Genomic DNA, 19,913 nt, shown 5'->3' on the forward strand with positions numbered 1-19,913 from the left:
GGGGCCGGGGGGGGGGGCCGGGCCGCCCCGCCAACTCCGGCGGGGACAGGTGACCGCCGGCCCCCCCCCGGCGGTCAGCCGGGCGGGACCGCGGCGCGGCGTCCGGCGGCAACTGGACGAGCGAGCTGCCACCAGCAGCGGCAGACAAAGGAGAAGGATCAATGGACCGGCCGATCGGCGTCAACACCTGGGTGTGGCAGTCGCCGCTGCGCGACACCGAGTTGCCCGGACTGCTGGCGAAGATCGCCGGCATGGGCTTTGACGGCGTCGAACTGCCGCTGGAGAACGTCGGCGACTTTACCGCCGGCACCGCCCGGGACGCCCTCGCGGCCACGCACCTGTTGCCCTACATCGTGGGCGCCATGGCACCCGGCCGCGAATTGGTCCTGGCCGACGCCGGGTCGGTGCAGGCAACCCAGGACTATCTGGCGGCCTGCATCGACCTGGCACACGACGTCGGCGCGCCGGCGGTGTGCGGTCCGTTCTACGCCAGCACGGGGCGGGTGTGGCGGATCGACGCCGAAGACCGAGCCACTGCGTACCGCCAGCTCCGGGAGAACCTGGCGCCGCTGGCCGCCCAAGCCGAGGCGGCCGGCGTCGTACTGGGAATCGAGCCGCTCAACCGGTACGAGACCTCGCTGGTCAACACCGTGGAACAGGCGCTCGACGCGCTGGGACCGCTGCTCGGCCACGGGGTGGGGTTGGCGCTGGACAGCTACCACCTGAACATCGAAGAACGCTCCAGCGCCGCCGCCATCCGTGCGGCCGGCGAACACCTGGTCCACCTGCAGGTGTGCGGCAACGACCGCGGGGCGCCGGGCGGCGACCAGACCGACTGGCCGGCGCTGGTCAAGGCGTTGGACGACGTGGGCTACGCCGGCCCGTTGAACATCGAGAGTTTCACTGAGGAGAACGCGGCCATCGCGACGGCCGCATCGATCTGGCGGCCGCTGGCGCCGAGCCAGGATCAACTGGCAGAGGACGGGCTGGCATTCCTGCGCAGCCTCTAACCCGTTCCCGCGTCGAGGCGCAGCCCGGGCCCGGAGGGCAGCCCATCCCGCCGCACCACCGACCGACGAGCACGAAGGAGAAGACGATGACCGCCAATCCGGAGTCGCCGCCGCTGGGGGTGGCGGTGCTGGGGCATGCCTTCATGGGCAAGGCCCACTCCAACGCCTGGCGCAACGTGTCCGCCTTCTATCCCGGCGGGCCCGCGGTGGCCCGGCGGGTGCTGGTCGGCCGGAATGCCGACGGCGTGGCAAGGGACGCGGCCCGGTACGGCTGGGCGGAGGGCTCCACGGACTGGCGGGCCGTCCTCGAGCGCGACGATGTGCAGGTCGTGGACATCTGCACCCCCGGCCACCTGCATGCCGACCTGGCCGTCGCCGCGCTTCAGGCGGGCAAGCACGTGATGGTGGAGAAGCCGCTGGCCAACTCGGTGGCCGAAGCCGAGCGCATGGCCGCCGCGGCCCGCGCAGCCGGGGAGGCCGGCGTCCAGTCGATGGTCGGCTTCAACTACCGGCGGGTGCCGGCGCTGGCCCTGGCGCGCCGATTGATCGCCGAAGGCAGGATCGGCGCCGTACGGCAGGTGCGGGTCGCCTACCTTCAGGACTGGCTGGCCGACGACACCGCCCCGATGACGTGGCGGCTGCGCCGCGAGACCGCCGGCTCCGGGGCGCTCGGCGACCTGGCTTCGCACGCGGTGGACCAGATCCACTTCCTGCTCGGCGCGCGGGTCGCGTCGGTCTCCGCCACGCTCAACACGTTCGTCGAAACCCGGCAGGGCCCGGGCGGGCCCGAACCGGTGACGGTCGACGACGCCGCGTGGGCCACCTTGCGGCTCGATTCCGGCGCGGTGGCCAGCCTGGAGGTCAGCCGGATGGCCGCGGGCCGCAAGAACGCGCTGCGGATCGAGGTCTACGGGTCCGCCGGGCATCTGGGCTTCGACCTGGAGCGGCTCAACGAGCTCTCCTATTACGACGCCGGGGCCCCGCCGGGGCTCGCGGGCGCGGCGAGGATTCTGGTCACCGAGGAGACGCACCCGTACCTGCAGGCCTGGTGGCCGCCGGGCCACGTGCTCGGCTGGGACCACACGTTCACCAGCCAGGCCGCCGATTTCCTGGCCGCGGTGGCAACCGGCCGGGCACCGAGCCCAAGCTTCGAGGACGGCCTGGCCGTGCAGAAGGTGCTGGACGCGATGGTGCGCAGCGCCGGGCAGGCGGGCACCGCCGTCGTCCTTGCCGAAACCGACACCCGCGCCGACTATGCAGGAGCAACCGATGGCCCGTAATTTCACGCTGTTCACCGGCCAGTGGGCGGACCTGCCCCTGGAGAAGGTGGCCGAACTGGCCGCGGGCTGGGGCTACGACGGCCTGGAGATCGCGGTGTCCGGCGGCCACCTCGATGCGTGGCGCTGGGACGACGACGACTACATCGCCGACCGGCTCGGCATCCTGGAGCGCAACGGCCTGCGGGTATGGGCGATCTCCAACCACCTGAAGGGCCAGGCGGTGTGCGACGACCCGATCGACTTCCGGCATCAGGCGATCGTCGGCGAACGCGTGTGGGGCGACGGCGAGCCGGAGGGCGTGCGGGCGCGGGCGGCCGAGGAGATGAAGCACACGGCGCGGCTGGCGCAGCGGCTCGGCGTGAAGACGGTGGTGGGATTCACCGGGTCTTCGATCTGGCAGTACGTGGCGATGTTTCCGCCGGTGCCCGCGGACGTGATCGAGGGCGGCTACCGGGACTTCGCCGACCGGTGGAACCCGATCCTGGACGTGTTCGACGAGTGCGGGGTCCGGTTCGCGCACGAGATCCACCCCTCCGAGATCGCCTACGACTACTGGTCGACCGTGCGGGCACTGGAGGCCTTGGGGCACCGCGAGGCGTTCGGCATCAACTGGGATCCCAGCCACATGATGTGGCAGGACATCGACCCGGTCTCGTTGATCTGGGACTTCAAGGACCGGATTTACCACGTGGACTGCAAGGACACGAAGCTGCGGATCACCGGTCGCAACACGCGGCTGGGATCGCATTTGCCGTGGGGCGACCCGCGGCGCGGCTGGGACTTCGTCTCCACCGGGCGCGGCGACGTGCCCTGGGAGGCCAGCTTCCGGGCGCTGGCGGCGATCGGCTACGACGGGCCGATCTCGGTGGAGTGGGAAGACGCCGGAATGGACCGGCTGCAGGGGGCGCCGGAAGCCCTGCGGTTCCTCAAGGGGTTCGACTTCGATCCGCCGCAGGCCTCCTTCGACGCCGCGTTCAAGCAGTAGGGGCGGTGGGGCACCGGTGGCCGACCCGTTCGCTCCCAGGTACGCTCCCACGTATGGGCCTAACTTCCCACGTTTCGGGAGGTCTTAAGCCCCTGACCTGCGGCGATGCCGGAGATCCATCCAAGACGTGGGAGCGAAAGTGCTTCCTGCCTGCCCAAACACGCCGGCTGTCCAAGTTCTGCAGGAATTGTCCACGTTCTGGAAACCGATGCGGCCCTGACCTGCGGCGATGCCGAAGGGCCGCCCAAAACAAGGACAACCGGGGCCCCTGGGCTGAGCCGTGCGGACCTGCCCGCCGAACTCCTGCAGCTGGCCAGGACCTTTAGTAGGCTGTGGCCATGCGCGAACTCCAGGCCACGATCATTGACGAAATGGGTGTCCAGCCCTCCATCGACCCGTCACAGGAAGTCGCACGGCGCGTCGGATTCCTCAAGGAGTACCTTAAGACCACCGGCAGCAAAGGCTTTGTGCTGGGCATCAGCGGCGGCGTCGACTCCAGCCTCGCCGGCAAGCTGGCCCAGCTGGCGGTCGACGAACTCGAGGCAGAAGGCGTCGAAGCCACCTTCGTGGCCGTGCGCCTCCCGTACGGCGTCCAGCACGATGAAGCCGACGCGCAGGCAGCCATGGATTTCATCCGGCCGAAAACGTCGTGGACGTTCAACATCAAGTCGGCCGTGGACGGCTTCGAGTCCGAATTCACGACGACGACCGGCGAAGAGATCACCGACTTCAACAAGGGCAACATCAAGGCCCGGGCACGGATGATGGCCCAGTACGCGCTGGCCGGCCAGCACAACTACCTGGTGCTGGGCACGGACCACGGCGCCGAGTCGGTGACCGGCTTCTTCACGAAATTCGGCGACGGCGCCGCCGACGTGCTGCCCCTGTTCGGACTCAACAAGCGGCAAAACCGGCAATTGTTGGTGCACCTTGGTGCCAGCGACCAGGTGGCACACAAGGTGCCGACGGCAGACCTGTTGGACACCACGCCCGGCCGCACCGACGAGGACGAACTGGGGATCAGCTACGACCACATCGACGACTACCTTGAGGGCCGCGCCATCCCCGACGAGGTCGCCGAAAAGATCGAGCAGCGCTACTTGATGACCCGGCACAAGCGGACCACCCCGGTGTCCATCCTCGACAAATGGTGGCAGGGCTAGGCGGAACCGTCACTCGGCCAGGCGAGGCGCGGCCGGCCGGCCTGCCGCTGACCGCCATCTGGCCATCTGGCCAGGCGGGTGAAGCACAGCCCGCCTGAGGATCTGCCACCCGCTCGGGCGGCTGAAGCGTCAGCCGACCAGGCTCTTCGCCCGCATCACTGCCTTGCGGAACTCATCCTGGTTTTTCCGGCTGATCATCGCCCTGCCACCGGGGCTGGGCGCCTTGATGACGGTCGGGCGGGTGAACGCACCCATGTGTTTCGCCCATTGAGTTTTGGTGAACGTCCCGCACAGCACGACGGCTTGGAGCCGAGGCAGCAGCCCCAGGACGGACTTGAGCGCCTTGACGCCGGCTATTGTCTGGACCGGAGTCGGCTCGGCGCCGTTAAGGAAAAACGGCACCGTATTCCAGAGGAGAACCCCCTCGTGCAGCTCCGCTTCCTGGCGTTCGTTCCAGCACCGCTCGGCCGCCTGGTCGGGGTTGTCTACCGACACGAATCCCGGCCCCTCAGCGGTGACCGTCTGGCTTCCCGGGCTGTCGAGCAGAAAGAGCACCCGCGCCTCAACGCCCGCATCCGCCGGGTCAAAATGCGGGACGGGTTCGGTGCGGGTCCGCGCGTAGGCGTCCCGCCATTCCTCAAGCTTCTGTATGGCTGGCTCGGATGACAGCATGGCTTGCCGCCGCTGCCGTTCGAGTGGATCTGCTAAAGACTGCGGCTTATCAGCAAACATCTATCCAACATACCCCTGAAGCCTTGGGGCCGTGGGGAGCCGACGACGGGCCCGAGCCGCCCGAGCGGCGAGCACAGCCTGCCGCCGTTGGGTAACGTAGCTGTTGTGAAGATTGCTACCTGGAATGTGAACTCGATCCGTGCCCGCGCCGACCGCGTTGAGTCCTGGCTGCAGCGCTCCGACGTGGATGTGCTGGCCATCCAGGAGACCAAGGCCAAGGATGAGAACTTCCCGTGGGACCTGTTCGAGAAGAACGGCTACGAGGTGGCGCACTTCGGCCTGAACCAGTGGAACGGCGTGGCCATCGCCTCACGGGTGGGCCTGGATGACGTGGAACGGACGTTCGACGGGCAGCCGCACTTCGGCAAGACCGAGGACACGACTGCCGCCGAGGCCCGTGCCATCGGGGCGACCTGCGGCGGCGTGCGCGTGTGGAGCCTGTATGTCCCCAACGGCCGCACGGTCGACGATCCCCACATGCCCTACAAGTTGAACTGGCTCAAGGCCCTCAAGGAAGAGGCCGCCGGCTGGATCCAGGCGGACCCGACGCTCCCCGTCGCACTGATGGGCGACTGGAACATCGCTCCCACCGACGACGACGTCTGGGACATCGATTGGTTCCGCGCGCAGAACGCCACCCACGTGACCGAACCCGAGCGCGCCGCCTTCCGCGCGTTCGAAGAGGCCGGATTCGTCGACGTCGTCCGCCCGCACACCCCCGGGCCGGGCGTCTACACCTACTGGGACTACACGCAGCTGCGCTTCCCCAAGAAGGAAGGCATGCGTATCGACTTCATCCTCGGCTCCCCCGCGCTGGCCTCCCGCGTCACCGGGGCGATGATCGACCGCGAAGAGCGCAAGGGCAAGGGCGCCTCGGACCACGCGCCGGTCATCGCGGAGCTGGACTGAGATGAAGTTCCCGTACGTCTCCTACCTGCGGGTCTTCGAACCACTGGATGTGTTCGACGACGACCAGCAGCTGCTCATCATGAGCCAGCGCGGCCGGGGCAGGGACGTCACGGAGGACCTGGACCGCGGTGATTCGCTGCGCCGGATCACCCGCACCGTGTCGGACCCGTTTCCGCACTCCAGCGACGACTTGATCCGGGTCCTCCACTATCCGACGCCCGAGGGCATCACCACGCCGCGGTACTGCCCCAACCAGCTGGCCGTCCGCAGCACCCTGGCCGCGGAATCGCTCTCCAGCAGCCTGCGTGATCCGCTGCTGGGGCTGCTGGTGCCCGAAGCGGCGAGGGACGCCCAGCAGTCCCGGCTGGACCCGGACAACTTTGTGGACGCCCTGGCCAAGCTGCATACGCGCAGCTCCACCTGGGGCATCCCGTTCGGCTGGTTCGTGCTGTTCCGCGAGGACGACCACACCGAAAAGGTGGAGAGCGACCACACGCTGCAGACGGTCCGCCTGGCTGCCCCGGTCCCGCAGTGCATCGACCGGGCCCGTTACGCGGCGGCTTCCCTGGCCCTGGCCGCCCCGGGCCTGGACCTGCTGGAAGAACTGACGGAGCTGACCGAGTGGCTGGAAACCTTCACCGCGGACGGCATCGTGGAGCTGGATTACGGCCGCGTGGCCGAGCTGGTCTACCCGGACGAATCGCCCTCGGACGTGCACGCCGGCATCGAATCGCTGGCCGACGGCGACATGACCGGAGCCGCCGCCGCCTACCGCCGGCTCGCCGGCCGCTGGATCAAGATCCGCCAACTGGCCCGCGCTTCCTGACCGCTGACCGCCGGCCCGGAGCCAACCGGCAATCACGACGACGGCGGGGCGGTCGAGGCCCGGACCACCAGTTCGTGGGGCTGGACCCGCGGCACGTCCAGCCGCGCCTTTCCCTGCAGTTCGGCCAGCAGCAGCCGGGCCGCGTAGGCCCCCTGTTGGTCCGGCCGCTGCCGGACGGTCGTCAGCCCCATCGGCTCGGCGAACTCGTGGTCGTCGATGCCCACCACGGAGACGTCCTCGGGCACCCGCAGCCCGCGCTCCTGCGCGGCCCTCAGGGCGCCGAAGGCCATCTCGTCCGCGGAGGCGAAGATCGCCGTCGGCCGTTCCCCGGGTGTGTCGAGGAGCGCGCCGGCGGCAGCCCTGCCGCCGGCGAACCGGAAGTCACCCATCGCCAGCCATTCCGGCCGAACCCGCAGCCCGTGCCGGGCCATCGTGTCCCGGAAGGCCAGCTCGCGGCGGCGCGGCACGTCGAAGTCGATCCCGTAGGCGCCGCCGCCCTGCAGGTGCGCGATCCGCGTGTGCCCGAGCCCGATGAGATGCTCGACGGCCTCGGCGGCCGCGGCGGTGTCATCCACGCTCACGCTGCGCAAACCGTCCACCTGCCCGCCGACGATCACGTTTGGATACTCCAGCGCCTGCAGCGCCGCCAGTTCGTCCGCGGTCAGCTCCATGCACATCACCAACAGCGCGTCGATCCGCTTGCGCAGCATGGACCGGTGGAACACCCGTTCACGGTTGGTGCCGGTGCCGCCCAGACTGAACACGATCAGGTCGTAGCCGGCCGCCCGCAACACCCGGTCCACGCCTTCCAGCGCGGACGCGAAGTACCACCGGTCGATCACCGGCAGCAGCACGCCCATGGCCCTCGTGCGGCCCGAGGCCAGGTGGGCCGCCGACGACGACGGCACGTAGCCCAGCGAGTCGGCGGTCGCCAGCACGCGGTCGCGGGTGGCCGTGGAGACCCCGGACAATCCGCGCAGGGCACGGGAAACCGTTGCGGTCGAGACGCCGGCGGCCCGCGCGACGTCGTCGATCCCGGTCACGGCGTGCTCACCCCTTGAGGCCACCAGCCAGCAGGCCGCGGACAAAGTAGCGCTGCAGGCCGAAGAACACCGCCAGCGGCACGATCATGGAAACGAACGCGCCGGCGGTCAACCGGTGCCACTCGTCGCCGCGGGTGCCCGTCAGTTCGGCCAGCCGCTGGGTGATCGGCGCGACGTCGGCGGTGCCTCCGGAGAACACCAGGGCCACCAGCAGGTCGTTCCAGACCCACAGGAACTGGAAAATGCCGAAGGAGGCGATCGCCGGCACGGACAGCGGCAGGATGATCCGCCAGAAGATTGTCGCGTGCCCGGCGCCGTCCACCCGCGCCGCCTCGATGACCTCCCCGGGGATCTCCGAGATGAAGTTGTGCAGCAGGAAGATGGCCAATGGCAGCGCGAAGATGGTGTGCGCGATCCACAGCTGGGCGTAGGTTCCGGCCGGCAGCAGCTGGAACTCGCCGATCTTGAGGTTGATGAACAGCGAGAGCAGCGGGATCAGCGCCATCTGCAGCGGCACAATCTGCAGCGCGAACACCACAATGAACAAGGTGTCCTTGCCGCGGAACCGGCCCCAGGCGAAAACGTAGGCCGCCATCGAGGCGATCACCAGGGGGATCAGGGTGCCCGGGATGACGATCGCCAGCGAGTTAATAAAGTACTGCCCCAGATTGGACGCGGACCCGCCTTTGGAGGCCAGCACATCCGTGTAGTTCTCGGTGGTGAACTGCAGGTCGCCCAGGATGTTCCACCAGCCGTTGGCCTGGATGTTGTCTTCCGGGCGCAGCGAGGAAATGAACAGGCCGAAGGTCGGCACGGTCCAGATGACGGCGATGATGATCGCTGCCGCGGTGGCTCCGCGCGAGGTCAGGCGCTGCTTAACCCGCCGGGTGATCGGGATCTGCTGTTCGGTGGTGCTGGCGAGGACGGCGTCGGGAGCGGTGGGGATGGCAGGCGTTGCGCTCATCGGATTTCCCTCTGCTTCTTCAGCTGCCGGGCGTTGTAGACGACGATCGGCAGCACCATCAGGAACAGGATCAAGGCCAGCGCGGCGCCGCGTCCGGGTTCGTTGGCGCGGAACGCCTGGGTGTACATCTCGTTGGCCACCACCGAGGTTTCGAAGTTTCCGGCGGTCATGGTCCGCACGATGTCGAAGACCTTCAGCGTGCCGATCGTGATGGTGGTGACCACCACGATCAGTGCCCCCCGGATGGACGGGATGGTGATGGAACGGAACTGCTGCCAGGCGCTGGCCCCGTCCAGCCGGGCGGCCTCCACGATTTCGGTGGGGATGCCCTTGATCGCCGCGGAGAGGATCACCATGGCGAAGCCGGTCTGGATCCAGACCATGACCGCGATCAGGAAGAACGTGTTCTCCGGCGCGTCCAGCAGGAACTGCTTGGGTTCGCCGCCAAACCACACCAACACCTGGTTCAGCAGGCCGATCTGTTCGCGTTCGCCGCCGCGGTACGTGTACATGAATTTCCAGATCACGCCGGCGCCCACCATGGAGATGGCCATCGGCATGAACACCAGCGCCTTGAGCGCCTTCTCGCCGCGCGCCCGGTCGATGAACACCGCGTAAGCCAGGCCGATGCCGGTGGACAGCAGCGGCACCAGGACCACCCACAGCAGCGTGTTGCGCAGCGTGACCAGCGCTTCGGGCTGGGTGAACATCCACACAAAGTTGTCCAGGCCGTTCGGCGTTCCGGCGCGGTCCGTGAACGCCAGGTACGTGGTCTGGATGGCGGGCCACACCAGCCCAATGGTGAGGAGCACGACGGCGGGGGCCAGGAACCCGATGATCGTCGCCTTATCGCGGAACGACTTCGGCGCCCGGTCCACCAACAGCATGATCAGGGCGATGATCGCGGCGAAGACCGCCAGGGCGATCGCCACCTGCACGAGCTTTTCGCCAACGTCCTCCATGGCACTTACCTCCTTGGTGCGTGGAAGGGACAGGCCGTGCCCGGCCACACCGCCTGCATCGGGTCGCAGGCGGTGCGGCCGGGCTGCCGGCGGCTGCCTAGTCCTTGGGCCAGCTGGCCTCGATGGAATCCACGACCTCTTGCGTCGACTTGCCGTTGATCCACTCCACGATGCCGCTCCAGAAGGAGTTGGCGCCGACCGCGCCCGGCATCAGGTCCGATCCGTCGAACCGGAAGGTGGTGTCCTCCGACTGCAGCAGTTCGATGGACTGGCGGTCCAGGTCGCTGGCGGCCAGCGCCGGGTCGAGGCCCTTGTTGGCGCTGATCGCGGCGCCCTGCTTCACGCGGTTGTTGGCGAACTCGGCCGAGGCCATGAACTGCAGGTAGGCCGAGACCTCATCGCTTTCGGTGTAGGCTGCCACGAACTCGCCGCCACCGGTGATGGCGCTGGCGCCGGCCTCCTGGCCGGGAGTGATGAACGCCCAGACGTCGCCGTCCTCGGCCACGTTGGTGCCTTCCGGCCAGTTGGCCGCCTGGAACGTGGCCTGGTGGTGCATGGCGCAGGTGCCGTCGATCACCGGGATGCCGCCGTCGTCCACCGAGGTGGAGATGATCGAGCGGACGTCGCCGATGCCGCCGTTGACGTAGTCCTCGTTCTTCAGGATGTCGCCGACGGCGTCGAAGGCCTCGGCCACCTGCGGATCGTTGAACGGGATCTCGTGGTTGACCCACTGGTCGTAAACATCCGGTCCGGCCTGGCGCAGCAGCGCGTCCTCGATCCAGTCGGTGCCCGGCCAGCCCGTGGCCTCGCCGGACTCGAATCCTGCGCACCACGGCTTCATGGTGCCCTCGTCGGCGATGGTCTGGGTGAGTTCCATCATCTCGTCCCAGGTCTTCGGAACTTCCCAGCCCTTCTCCTTGAACGTGGCCGGAACGTACCAGACGTAGCCCTTCACGCTGGCCAGCATGGGGGCGGCGTAGAAGGTGCCGTCCACGGTGCCGTAGGTCTTCCAGTCCTCGGACCAGTTCTCGTCGACCAGGTCGGACACCTCCTGGGGCGCAGGCTTCAGGTAGCCGGCCTGGGCCTGGGCGGCCAGCAGTCCGGGCTGCGGGAAGATCGCCACGTCCGGCGGATTGCCCGCCTGGGCGCGGACACCGATCTGCGTCTCGAACTCGTTGGAACCCTCGTACACCACGTCGATCCCGGTACACTCCTCAAAGTCCACCCAGGAATTCTCCAGCAGATCCTGCTCGGCATCGGTGATGGTCGAGTAGACGCTGACCTCGGCGCCGTCGAAGGTGCCGTAGGCCTCATAGGCGGCGCAGTCTGCGGCGGGCGCCGGCGACTCTTCGGATTCTGTTCCTCCCCCGCAGGCGGACAGTGTCAGTGCCATGGCGCCGAGCGCGGCCACCGGCAGGGCGGCCTTTCTGGAGCGTGCATAGTGCATGTTGTGACTCCTTTGTCCGGTGGCCCCGACAGAGCTGAGCTGGTCAGGAAGAACCCACCAAGTACCCATCTGATAACTCGTAACGTAAACGCTTACACAGTGTGTCGCAAGGCACATTTTCGAGGCGGTGGCGTTCGATGCCGAATCGTGATGTGCGCCGCATCCGCGGCCGCGCTGTCTGTTCGGCCTCAGAGATCATTAGGCTGGAAGTGGTCCTGACCCCCCGAATCGAGGAGAGCCAATGACCGCAGCAAACGCTCCCTGGTGGCGCGACGCCGTCATCTACCAGATCTATCCGCGCTCCTTCGCCGACCACAACGGCGACGGAATGGGCGACCTGCCCGGAATCAGCGCCAAGATCCCTTACCTAAAGAACCTGGGGGTGGACGCCATCTGGCTTTCGCCCTTCTACGTCTCCCCGCAAAACGATGCCGGCTACGACGTGGCGGACTACCGCGACGTCGACCCGCTGTTCGGCAGCCTGGACGACTTTGACTCGTTGCTGGCACGCGCCCACGAGCTGGGCCTGCGGGTGATTGTCGATCTGGTGCCGAACCACACGTCCGACCGGCACGAATGGTTCGTGGGCGCGCTGGCCTCCGAGGCCGGATCGCCCGAACGTGCCCGCTACATTTTCCGGGACGGCAAGGGCCCGGACGGTGACGAGCCACCCAACAACTGGCAGTCGGTGTTCGGTGGCGATGCCTGGACCCGGATCACCGAACCCGACGGCACGCCCGGGCAGTGGTACCTGCACCTGTTCGACTCCTCGCAGCCGGACCTGAACTGGGAGAACCCCGAAGTCCGGGCCGAAATGGTCTCCGTTCTGCGGTTCTGGCTGGACCGCGGCGTGGACGGCTTCCGGATTGACGTGGCCCATGGCCTGGTCAAGGCCGAGGGCCTGCCGGATTGGGCGGCCAAGACCTCGATGGTGGCCGGCAGCGAGCGGCTCCCGGGCGACGACGCACTGCCCGACGGTGACGAAACGGCGGTCGGCCGGCCCGCGGGCGCCTCGCCCACCCCCGATGCCCGTGCGTCCGAGGAACAGGTGCTGGAACCCGCCGCGGCGGATGCCCGCGAAGCGGCGGCACAGCAGGCAGTTGCCCGGGAGGAGGAGCGCCTGCATCCGGAGACCCCGCCCTACTTCGACCAGGACGGCGTGCACGAGATCTACCGGGAATGGCACAAGGTCCTGGCCGAGTATGACGGCGACCGCATGCTGGTCGCCGAGGCCTGGGTCGAGCCCGCCGAGCGGCTTTTTGCCTACGTCCGGCCCGACGAGATGCAGCAGGCCTTCAACTTCGACTTCCTGCTCGCCGGCTGGGATGCCCGACGGATGGCCCGCAGCATCGACGATTCGCTCGCCGCTGCATCATCGGTGGGTGCGCCAAGCACCTGGGTGCTGTCCAATCACGACACTGTCCGCCACAGCTCCCGGTACGGGTTGGCGGATCCCACCACCTACCCCAAGGGCATTGGCCCCGGCGACGAACGGCCCGATGAGGAACTCGGCCACGCGCGCGGCCGTGCCGCGGCGCTGGTGATGCTGGCGCTGCCCGGCTCCGCCTACCTCTACCAAGGCGATGAGCTGGGCCTTCCGGAGCACACCGCCCTGCCGGCCGAAGTGCGCCAGGACCCCGCGTTCTTCCGCACCGGCGGCGAAGAGCGTGGCCGCGACGGCTGCCGGGTGCCGATCCCCTGGCGCGCGGAGGCGCACGGCTACGGGTGGGGCTCCACCCAGCATGAACCGTGGCTGCCGCAGCCCGAGAGCTTTGCGCGCTATGCGGTGGATCGGCAGGTGGGAGTAGCAGCTTCCACCTACGAGCTGCATCGGGCGGCGCTGCGCCTGCGGGCGGAACAGAAGCTGGGCCACGGCAGCCTGGAATGGGCCGCAGAGCATAATCCGGGATCTGGGATCCTGAGCTACCGCAACGGGACCCTCCAGGTCCTGGCCAACATGGGCAGGTCCGCCGCCCGGCTGCCCGACGGCGCCTCCCTGGTGCTGGAGTCGCAGGAGGGAGCAGTCTCCGACGGGATGCTGCAGCCCAACGGGGCCGTCTGGCTTGCCACTGCCGCCGACGGGCAGTCCGGCTAGCGGACGCGGTCGGCGCGGACCAGCCGCGAGCGCGCGCCGGCCACCAGGTGGATGACCACCGGGAAGCTGAATCCGACGGTCAGGTCCAGCGCCTCCACGAGGTCGGAGACTTCGTCCGCCACGGCCTGCGGGGACACCCCGAGGCGCGGAACCACCCGGACGCGCAGGCCGCCGCCGCCCTCGTAGTCGTAGGCGGTGACCGTTGCCTGCAGGATGCTGTCGCGTTCCCGCAGCGCATCGCGCAGCGCCTGCTCGGCCACGGCGGCACTGAGCCAGACGGCGCCGGGGTCGCCCGCGCCGTCGTAATCCGCGGCGATGGTACCGGTGCGGCCCTTGCCCTGCTGAGCGGCCCACGCGATCATCAGCAGCACCATCAGGAGCAGCACCAGCGCCACCACAATCCACAGCCAGCTGTCCCGCTGGCCGGGCAGGGTGGTGGCGTCCAAAACCGTCCCCAGGTTGGCGCCGGCCTGCTCCGTGGCGGCCTGCCACCGGCCGGCGAGCGCGGGAACCAGCGCCAGCGCCAGCGCGGTGCCGCCGGCCACCATGAGCAGCAGCCCCAAAAGGGTGATCAGGATGCGGTTCAATGTCCGGGGCGTTTGGTTCACTGTCCCACCACCCCCGAACTGGAAACGAACACGCGCACCTGCGGAATCGGGCTGATGCGCGCCCCGCGGACCTCGTCTTCCACCGCGGCCTGGACGGCGTCGGCATCCACCGGCTGGCCGGAGGTTGGCCGGAGCCGGACATCCACCAGCCCGCGCGAGACGACCACCAGCACCTGCTCGCGCGTCACCTGCGCCTCGATGCGCGCGCGTCGCGCCAACGAGGCGGCGATGACCTCATCGTCCACCACGACGACGCCGCGGCGGCCGGGAATGCGGTGCCGGTGCAGGTGTCCGGGGAGCACGCCCTGCAGGAAGAAGAGCAGACCGAGGAACAGGATCAGCGCTCCGGACGCGCCCAGGACGGTCGGCGCGACGTTTCCCGGCAGTTGATGGATCCAGCCCGCCATCTCTTCCGGTGTGGCCAGCCACGGGCGCTGCCCGATCGCCTTCAGCGCCGCTTCGAGCAGCAGGTAGAGGCAGGCCAGCCCGACGAGGACGGCGGCGATCACCGCGGCGATGGCGCGGGAACTGCGCAGTTCCCGGCTCGCCAGGCGCTCGTCGCCCGGGCGCAAGTCAGCGGGCCCCCCGCCGGTTTTGACGTCGGTGCTCACCGGACCCGGCCTCCTTCCTGCACGCGGATGCCGGTGACCCTGATGTCCACCCGGCTCAACCTCGAACCGCTGATCCGGGAGATCCTCTCCAGGATGGCTCCCTTGGCGGCGTGCGCCCGGTCCCAGACCGATCCGCCAAAGCCGTCCACCAGGTGCGGGTCCCGCACTACCCGGTTCAGCGAGGGAATGCCGACGGGAAGGGCCAGGTACAACGCGAGGGAACCGGAGTCGTCCCGCCACGTCGCACGGACGAGGGAAGGTGAAATGCCCAGCACCTCCGCCGCAACCCCCTGCGCGGTGCTGGTCAACGCCTGTGTGCTGACCCGGGTATGTCCGGCATAGTGTTGCCCGGGCGGCGCGGCGGGGAGCGACGCCGGGGGCGGTCCGTCCGGCCGCCCGGCCGGCGGCGGTCCTTCCGGGCGGGGAGGCAGTTCGTCCGCGTCCACAACGGGTTCCGTCATGAAGACGAGCGGCGTCCGGTCAGCGCATCCCGGATGCTGCGCCAGTCAAGCTTGCCCTCCGCGGCGCGGCCCAGCAACGCCCCCACCATCAGGAAGACCGCCATCAGCAGGAAGCCCCAGAAGTTAAACACCAGCGCGGCCCACGCCAGCACCGCACCGACGCCCATGCCGACTACCGTGTAGCTCATCCTTGTTCCTCTCGCCGTCCCGAACATCCGGTTACTGGGCCGCCTGCCGCACCGGCTTCTCCGCCGGAGCCTTGGCGTCCAGGCCGGGCACGTGGACGTCGTTGATCTCCACGTTCACCTCGATCACGTCCAGCCCCACCAATTGCCCGACGGCGGTGTACACCGCCTCGCGCACGGCGCCCGCCAACTCCTGCAGCGGCTTGCCGTAAACGGCCACGAGGCTGATGTCCACGGCAACCTGCGTCTGGCCGACCTCCACGTGTACGCCCTGGCCGGCGTCGCTGCCGCCCACGACATCCCGCAGCGCACTCAGCGCCCTTGCCGTGCCGCTGCCCAGCGCGTAGACCCCCGGGACGGAGCGGGCGGCGACGGCCGCGACCTTTGCCACGGCGGCTTCGGAGATGGTGGTGCGTCCGGGGGCGTCCGGGATGCCAAGGCCTGCAGGCTGATGCGGGTCAACCGCTGCCGGGGCCGGCGCCGGCGCGCCCGGGACGCCGACAGGGGCGGTCACCGGGTGTGCCCCGGGCGATTCGCCCGCGGACGGGGCAGCAGGCCGATCCTCGTTGTGCATCTGTTCTCCCCTGACGCTGTGATGACTCTCAGGGCAAGCCTAACGCCTCATTCCCCGCAGTGTTCGGACAGCCAGTCCTTCACCGGTTGCAGGGCCCGGGCAAACCCGGCAGCGTCGAAGCGGCCGGTTGCGGACGCGTGATCCAGTTGGTCCTCCACCCTGTCCAGGTGGTCCCCCAGCCGCGGCGGAACGTCGCGGCTGAATTCGTCCAGCTCATCCTGCAGCGCCTCCAGGTCGGAGTCCTCCACGCCGGTCATGAAGCCGAGCGGGACCAGCAGCAGGGAGGCGACGTTTGCGGCCACGGCGGCGCAGGCGTGGTCCCGGCTCTTATAGCTGCCCCAGTCAGCGGCGTCTCCTCCGGCTCCCCCGCTCCCGTCGGCGGGACCAGCCCAGTCCGACGTCGGCGCCTGGCCGGGCGGCGACGTGGCCGGTCGGTCGGTGGCGGGGACAGATGCGGGGGGTGTTTCCGCGGGCGCCGTCGCTTCGGTGTCGTCCACAGCGACGGGGGCGGGCGCCGTCGTCGCCGATTCCGGCGTTGGGCCCGCGTCGCTGCAGGACGTTAGCAGGACGGCGGTTGCCATGCCGACGGCCGTCGCCTTTAAAAGGGCCTGCACGATGCTCCTCGCTCCAATCGTCCCCCTGGTCCGGTGCCTCATCAGGTGCAGGCGGCACGGGAAATCCCTTCCATGGTAGGCCAGTGAGCCTGAGTGGAAACTGGGAGCCGGGAGCGGCCGCCGCGCCACGTGGACCGGCTTGTCGGTGGTCGACTCGATGAGTTCGGCGACCAGTTCGGCGGGAGCGTCCATCTGGACGGCGGGCGGTCCGCCGGCGCGTCAGCCTACAGGGCCAGTTTCCGCCCCGGTGTGGGGATGCGGAGCCGGTCTTCGAGTCCGGCGGCGGAGAACCGGGCGCGGAGTTCTTCGTGGCCTTCGCTGAAGTGCTGCCAGCCCTCTGCGTGGACCGGCACGACGGCGGCCGCGTCCAGTGTGCGCGCCGCCTCGACCGCGGCGTCGGCGGTGAGGGTGAGCGGGGCGTTGTCGAAGGCCCCCACGCGGGCGGCTCCGGCGAAGAGCACCGCCGTGGCGATCGGCGCGAAACGTGCCGCCACGGCGTCTACCACGTCCAGCGAGGCGTTGTCGCCGCTGATGTAAACAGTCGGGAGGTCGAACCCTGTCAGGACGAATCCGGTCACGGTGCCGGTCACCGGTTCGCATCCTTCGGGTCCGTGCCGGGCCGGGACGGCGGTGACCGTGACAGTGGGCCGGTCGGCGGCCTCGAGGACTGTCCGCTCCCACGGGGCCATCCCGGTAACCGTCGCGAGCCGGTCCGCTGCCTCCAGCGTGCCGAGCACCTTGGCGTCGCCGGATTCCACCAGGCGCCGGCCGGATCTATCCAGGTTGTCCGCGTGCTGGTCATGCGAGAGGAGGATGGCATCCACCACCGGCAGGTCTGCGGCTTGGACGGCGGGCCCGGAGGTTTTCACCAGCGTTCCGGCTGTTGCCGGGTACTCGCCGGGTTCATCAAAGGTGGGGTCGGTCAGGAACATCCAGCCACCGAACTCCAGCAAGGCCGTCGGACCGCCAATGTGGGTGATTGCGGTTTCGCTCATGCACCCATGGTGCCCGACGAAGCCGGAGGGGGACAGAGCGGGCGGACACGACGAAGCCCCGCACCCTGAACCAGGACTGCGGGGCTTCGTTTTGCTGGTGGCTCCGACCGGCGTCGATCCGGTGACCTTTCGATTTTCAGTCGAACGCTCTACCAACTGAGCTACAGAGCCGTGGCAACATCTTGCGATGATCACCGATGGCGTTCCGAAATCGCTCCGGAAACCAAAGCGACCCTGACGGGACTTGAACCCGCGACCTCCGCCGTGACAGGGCGGCGCGCTAACCAACTGCGCTACAGGGCCTTGCATTTTTTACGAGACTCAATCCTACCAGCCTTTCGAAGCGGTTCTGACCACTCCAGCGGGCTGCCATTCATGACGTCTCGCGTACCCCCAACGGGATTCGAACCCGTGCCGCCGCCGTGAAAGGGCGGTGTCCTAGGCCGCTAGACGATGGGGGCCAGGACCACTTGGGATTCATTTCCCCGCTGTGGACCTATAAAACTATAGGGCCTGTCCCGGGAAAAACCAAAACCGGCCAACGCGGCCTGCCACGGCCTCCACCCGGGCGCTTTCGAGGCCGCAGCCCGCGGGTAAAGTCGGCTGTATGCCGATGGAGATGTCCCTGCCGGAATTCGAGGACGCGGTAAACGACGCGATCGACCAGATCCCGGAAGACATCATGCGCGAGATGACCAACGTGGGCATCTTCGTCGAAGAGGAATACACCCCGCAGCCCTGGGAAGACCCCGAGACGGAACTGCTGGGCGTCTACGAAGGCACGCCGCTCACCGAGAGGGACCACTGGTGGGCCGCCGGGTCCATGCCGGACCGCATCGTCGTCTTCCGCGGCCCCCTCCAAAGGATGTGCTCCTCCCGCGAAGAATTGGTCCACGAGGTCCTGGTGACCGTGATCCACGAGGTCGCCCACCACTTCGGCATCGACGACGCCCGCCTGCACGAACTGGGCTGGGGCTGACCCCCGCCGCGCCCCTTCGGGACACACTCGGCGGCCACATAAAGCAGGACCCATTGGCCGCGGGACAGCAGGCCCGTTGGCTGAAGTCGGCACAGCGGGCCCACGCCGGCACGGCTCCCGGCCGCACGCTTCAAGTGCCCTGAACCACCTCGTGACACGCCGGTTCCTCGCCAATGCTGTTCAAATGACACTGATGTTGTTTATGTTATGGGTGGGACAAATGTTGCAACTGTGACTGATGTTGCATATCCTCAACGTGCTGTGTGAATGCAGTTCGGTCTAGTTGGGGTGCCACCCGTTCGCACATTTGACCGTTCCGGCCCCAAGGCCGGCCGTCCCGAAAGGGCGCGTGCATTTACTGCGCTCCTAGTAAGGACCCGTTCGGATGAGGCTGCTTCCCTCGGGGCGTCCCGCCCCGCATCGATCGACGACGCCGAGGCGCACCGTCGCGCTCTTCTCGGCTACCGCCCTGTTAATCTGCGTTCCGGCCCTGGCGCCGGCCGTCGCCGCACCGGCCGGACAGTTGCCGCAGGTGACATCGCAGCGGATCATCCTGCCGGCGGCGCCCACGCTGCCTTCCGGCGAGGAGATCGACGACGCCAAGGGCGATGCAGCGGCCACCCAGGCCCTGGTGAACCGGATCGAGGAGCAGCTCAAGGCGGCTTCGGGAAACCTTGCCAACGCGCAGTTCGATTCCATGCGTTCCCAGAACGCCTACAGCGAGTCCCTGCTGAGGCAGCAGGAGCGGACCGCTGAACTCGCCGACGCCAAGGCCAAGGCGTCGCAGGCCGCGCGGTACTTCGACTCGGTCAAGAACCAGGTGGGACAGCTGGCCGGTGAACTCTACCGGAACGGCGGCGTCAACCCCGGCCTCAGCTCGCTGCTGGACAGCAAGGACGCCGGCGACGTGCTGTACAAGGCCTCCACGCTCAATGCGCTGACGGCCAACCGCTCGCAAACCCTGAGCGAATCCCAGCAGGCCGCCCAGCTGTGGGCAGCCTGGGAGCTCTATGTCACCCAGGCCGAAGAGGCCGCCCGGGACGCGGCAGTAGCCGCGGAGGCGGCGGAGTCGGATGCGAAGGCCGCCAGCGCCGCGCAGGAGCAGCTCGTGGTCCGTTACGAGGAACAGCGGCAGGCGCTGCTGGAACATCTGGCCGAACTGCGCGGAACCAGCACCGGTGAAGAGGACGCACGCATCACCGCGCTGGAGCGCGCCGAGCAGGATCGACAGCTCCAGGCCCTGGTCGAGCAGTCGGCACAGGAGGCCGCCGCCGCCCCGCGGCCCGCCGGCGGCAGTTCCAACCCGCAGGGCTCCACCGTTGCAGCGGCCTCTGAAGACATCACGCCGGCCCGGCCCGCAGCGCCGCCGGCAACCTCCCGCCCGGCATCCCCGTCGACCCCGCCGGCAACCTCCCGGCCGGCAACCCCGTCAACCCCGCCACCGGCGTCACGGCCCTCGACGCCTGCGCC

Annotated in this window: 21 protein-coding genes and 3 tRNA genes; 9 read left to right on the plus strand and 15 right to left on the minus strand. The window is 68.7% G+C overall.

The genetic code is table 11. From position 1 onward, the window contains the following. The first annotated feature begins 161 nt into the window (after positions 1–161). The 4 genes from AC5RUH_RS14790 (at position 162) to nadE (ending at position 4,438) form a co-directional block, all read left to right on the plus strand. Complete coding sequence (locus AC5RUH_RS14790; protein WP_494128951.1) at positions 162–1,010, plus strand: sugar phosphate isomerase/epimerase family protein; 849 nt, start codon at positions 162–164, stop codon at positions 1,008–1,010. An 86-nt stretch (positions 1,011–1,096) separates the two neighbouring features. After that, on the plus strand, positions 1,097–2,290 hold the full coding sequence (locus tag AC5RUH_RS14795; RefSeq protein ID WP_494024858.1) for a Gfo/Idh/MocA family protein: 1,194 nt from the start codon (positions 1,097–1,099) through the stop codon (positions 2,288–2,290). Next, positions 2,280–3,275, plus strand: a complete 996-nt coding sequence (locus tag AC5RUH_RS14800; RefSeq protein WP_494023881.1) for a sugar phosphate isomerase/epimerase family protein — start codon at positions 2,280–2,282, stop codon at positions 3,273–3,275. Before AC5RUH_RS14795 ends, AC5RUH_RS14800 begins: the two co-directional genes overlap by 11 nt. A gap of 338 nt (positions 3,276–3,613) precedes the next feature. Beyond that, positions 3,614–4,438 carry an NAD(+) synthase gene (nadE, locus tag AC5RUH_RS14805; RefSeq protein WP_494013323.1) on the plus strand — a complete coding sequence of 275 codons (825 nt, stop codon included), beginning with the start codon at positions 3,614–3,616 and terminating at the stop codon, positions 4,436–4,438. A gap of 129 nt (positions 4,439–4,567) precedes the next feature. On the opposite strand, the gene AC5RUH_RS14810 is transcribed toward nadE, so the two are convergent. Beyond that, positions 4,568–5,170 carry a uracil-DNA glycosylase family protein gene (locus tag AC5RUH_RS14810; RefSeq protein ID WP_494049111.1) on the minus strand — a complete coding sequence of 201 codons (603 nt, stop codon included), beginning with the start codon at positions 5,168–5,170 and terminating at the stop codon, positions 4,568–4,570. A 105-nt stretch (positions 5,171–5,275) separates the two neighbouring features. Here AC5RUH_RS14810 and AC5RUH_RS14815 point away from each other — a divergent pair, with 105 nt between their 5' ends. Then, on the plus strand, positions 5,276–6,079 hold the full coding sequence (locus AC5RUH_RS14815; protein WP_494074400.1) for an exodeoxyribonuclease III: 804 nt from the start codon (positions 5,276–5,278) through the stop codon (positions 6,077–6,079). A 1-nt stretch (position 6,080) separates the two neighbouring features. Continuing rightward, positions 6,081–6,905 (plus strand): DUF8083 family protein, encoded by an 825-nt coding sequence (locus AC5RUH_RS14820; RefSeq protein WP_494002000.1) that lies wholly within the window; start codon positions 6,081–6,083, stop codon positions 6,903–6,905. Positions 6,906–6,937: 32 nt separating this feature from the next. Here the strand turns inward: AC5RUH_RS14820 and AC5RUH_RS14825 are convergent, their stop codons facing one another. From AC5RUH_RS14825 to AC5RUH_RS14840, 4 genes are all read right to left on the minus strand, one after another. Then, positions 6,938–7,948: a LacI family DNA-binding transcriptional regulator gene (locus tag AC5RUH_RS14825; RefSeq protein ID WP_494128952.1), complete on the minus strand. Its 1,011-nt coding sequence runs from the start codon at positions 7,946–7,948 to the stop codon at positions 6,938–6,940. A gap of 7 nt (positions 7,949–7,955) precedes the next feature. Next, entirely contained in the window at positions 7,956–8,912 is a 957-nt protein-coding gene (locus AC5RUH_RS14830) for a carbohydrate ABC transporter permease (RefSeq protein WP_493977240.1), read from the minus strand. Then, on the minus strand, positions 8,909–9,874 hold the full coding sequence (locus tag AC5RUH_RS14835; RefSeq protein ID WP_494128953.1) for a carbohydrate ABC transporter permease: 966 nt from the start codon (positions 9,872–9,874) through the stop codon (positions 8,909–8,911). The genes AC5RUH_RS14830 and AC5RUH_RS14835 overlap by 4 nt, the downstream gene beginning before the upstream one ends. A 97-nt stretch (positions 9,875–9,971) precedes the next feature. Continuing rightward, complete coding sequence (locus tag AC5RUH_RS14840; RefSeq protein WP_494001996.1) at positions 9,972–11,321, minus strand: ABC transporter substrate-binding protein; 1,350 nt, start codon at positions 11,319–11,321, stop codon at positions 9,972–9,974. A 241-nt stretch (positions 11,322–11,562) separates the two neighbouring features. Between AC5RUH_RS14840 and AC5RUH_RS14845 the strand changes: the two genes are divergently transcribed. After that, positions 11,563–13,416 (plus strand): glycoside hydrolase family 13 protein, encoded by a 1,854-nt coding sequence (locus AC5RUH_RS14845; protein ID WP_494128954.1) that lies wholly within the window; start codon positions 11,563–11,565, stop codon positions 13,414–13,416. Here the strand turns inward: AC5RUH_RS14845 and AC5RUH_RS14850 are convergent. The 10 genes from AC5RUH_RS14850 to AC5RUH_RS14895 all read right to left on the minus strand — a co-directional run bounded on the left by AC5RUH_RS14850 (position 13,413) and on the right by AC5RUH_RS14895 (position 17,925). Then, complete coding sequence (locus AC5RUH_RS14850) at positions 13,413–14,024, minus strand: hypothetical protein (RefSeq protein ID WP_494128955.1); 612 nt, start codon at positions 14,022–14,024, stop codon at positions 13,413–13,415. The two genes, AC5RUH_RS14845 and AC5RUH_RS14850, sit on opposite strands and share 4 nt — an antisense overlap. Continuing rightward, positions 14,021–14,635 (minus strand): hypothetical protein, encoded by a 615-nt coding sequence (locus AC5RUH_RS14855; protein ID WP_494128956.1) that lies wholly within the window; start codon positions 14,633–14,635, stop codon positions 14,021–14,023. Before AC5RUH_RS14855 ends, AC5RUH_RS14850 begins: the two co-directional genes overlap by 4 nt. After that, positions 14,632–15,096 (minus strand): hypothetical protein, encoded by a 465-nt coding sequence (locus tag AC5RUH_RS14860; RefSeq protein ID WP_494128957.1) that lies wholly within the window; start codon positions 15,094–15,096, stop codon positions 14,632–14,634. Before AC5RUH_RS14860 ends, AC5RUH_RS14855 begins: the two co-directional genes overlap by 4 nt. After that, entirely contained in the window at positions 15,093–15,284 is a 192-nt protein-coding gene (locus tag AC5RUH_RS14865) for a hypothetical protein (protein WP_494001991.1), read from the minus strand. The genes AC5RUH_RS14860 and AC5RUH_RS14865 overlap by 4 nt, the downstream gene beginning before the upstream one ends. Positions 15,285–15,315: 31 nt before the next feature. Then, positions 15,316–15,855, minus strand: a complete 540-nt coding sequence (locus AC5RUH_RS14870) for an Asp23/Gls24 family envelope stress response protein (RefSeq protein ID WP_494128958.1) — start codon at positions 15,853–15,855, stop codon at positions 15,316–15,318. Positions 15,856–15,902: 47 nt separating this feature from the next. Then, on the minus strand, positions 15,903–16,469 hold the full coding sequence (locus tag AC5RUH_RS14875) for a hypothetical protein (protein WP_494128959.1): 567 nt from the start codon (positions 16,467–16,469) through the stop codon (positions 15,903–15,905). Positions 16,470–16,693: 224 nt separating this feature from the next. Further along, positions 16,694–17,464, minus strand: a complete 771-nt coding sequence (locus AC5RUH_RS14880) for an MBL fold metallo-hydrolase (RefSeq protein ID WP_494013335.1) — start codon at positions 17,462–17,464, stop codon at positions 16,694–16,696. A 95-nt stretch (positions 17,465–17,559) separates the two neighbouring features. Further along, positions 17,560–17,635: transfer RNA gene (locus AC5RUH_RS14885), tRNA-Phe, on the minus strand. 58 nt (positions 17,636–17,693) lie between these two features. Beyond that, positions 17,694–17,767, minus strand: a tRNA-Asp gene (locus tag AC5RUH_RS14890). An 85-nt stretch (positions 17,768–17,852) separates the two neighbouring features. Then, positions 17,853–17,925 (minus strand) — tRNA-Glu (locus tag AC5RUH_RS14895). Positions 17,926–18,071: 146 nt separating this feature from the next. Here AC5RUH_RS14895 and AC5RUH_RS14900 point away from each other — a divergent pair. Next, positions 18,072–18,443 (plus strand): metallopeptidase family protein, encoded by a 372-nt coding sequence (locus AC5RUH_RS14900; protein WP_494001987.1) that lies wholly within the window; start codon positions 18,072–18,074, stop codon positions 18,441–18,443. A 385-nt stretch (positions 18,444–18,828) separates the two neighbouring features. Continuing rightward, positions 18,829–19,913: coiled-coil domain-containing protein (locus AC5RUH_RS14905; protein ID WP_494128960.1), on the plus strand; the 1,085-nt coding region annotated here is incomplete at its 3' end.

The sequence above is a fragment of the Arthrobacter sp. Y3223166 genome, from assembly GCF_059090935.1.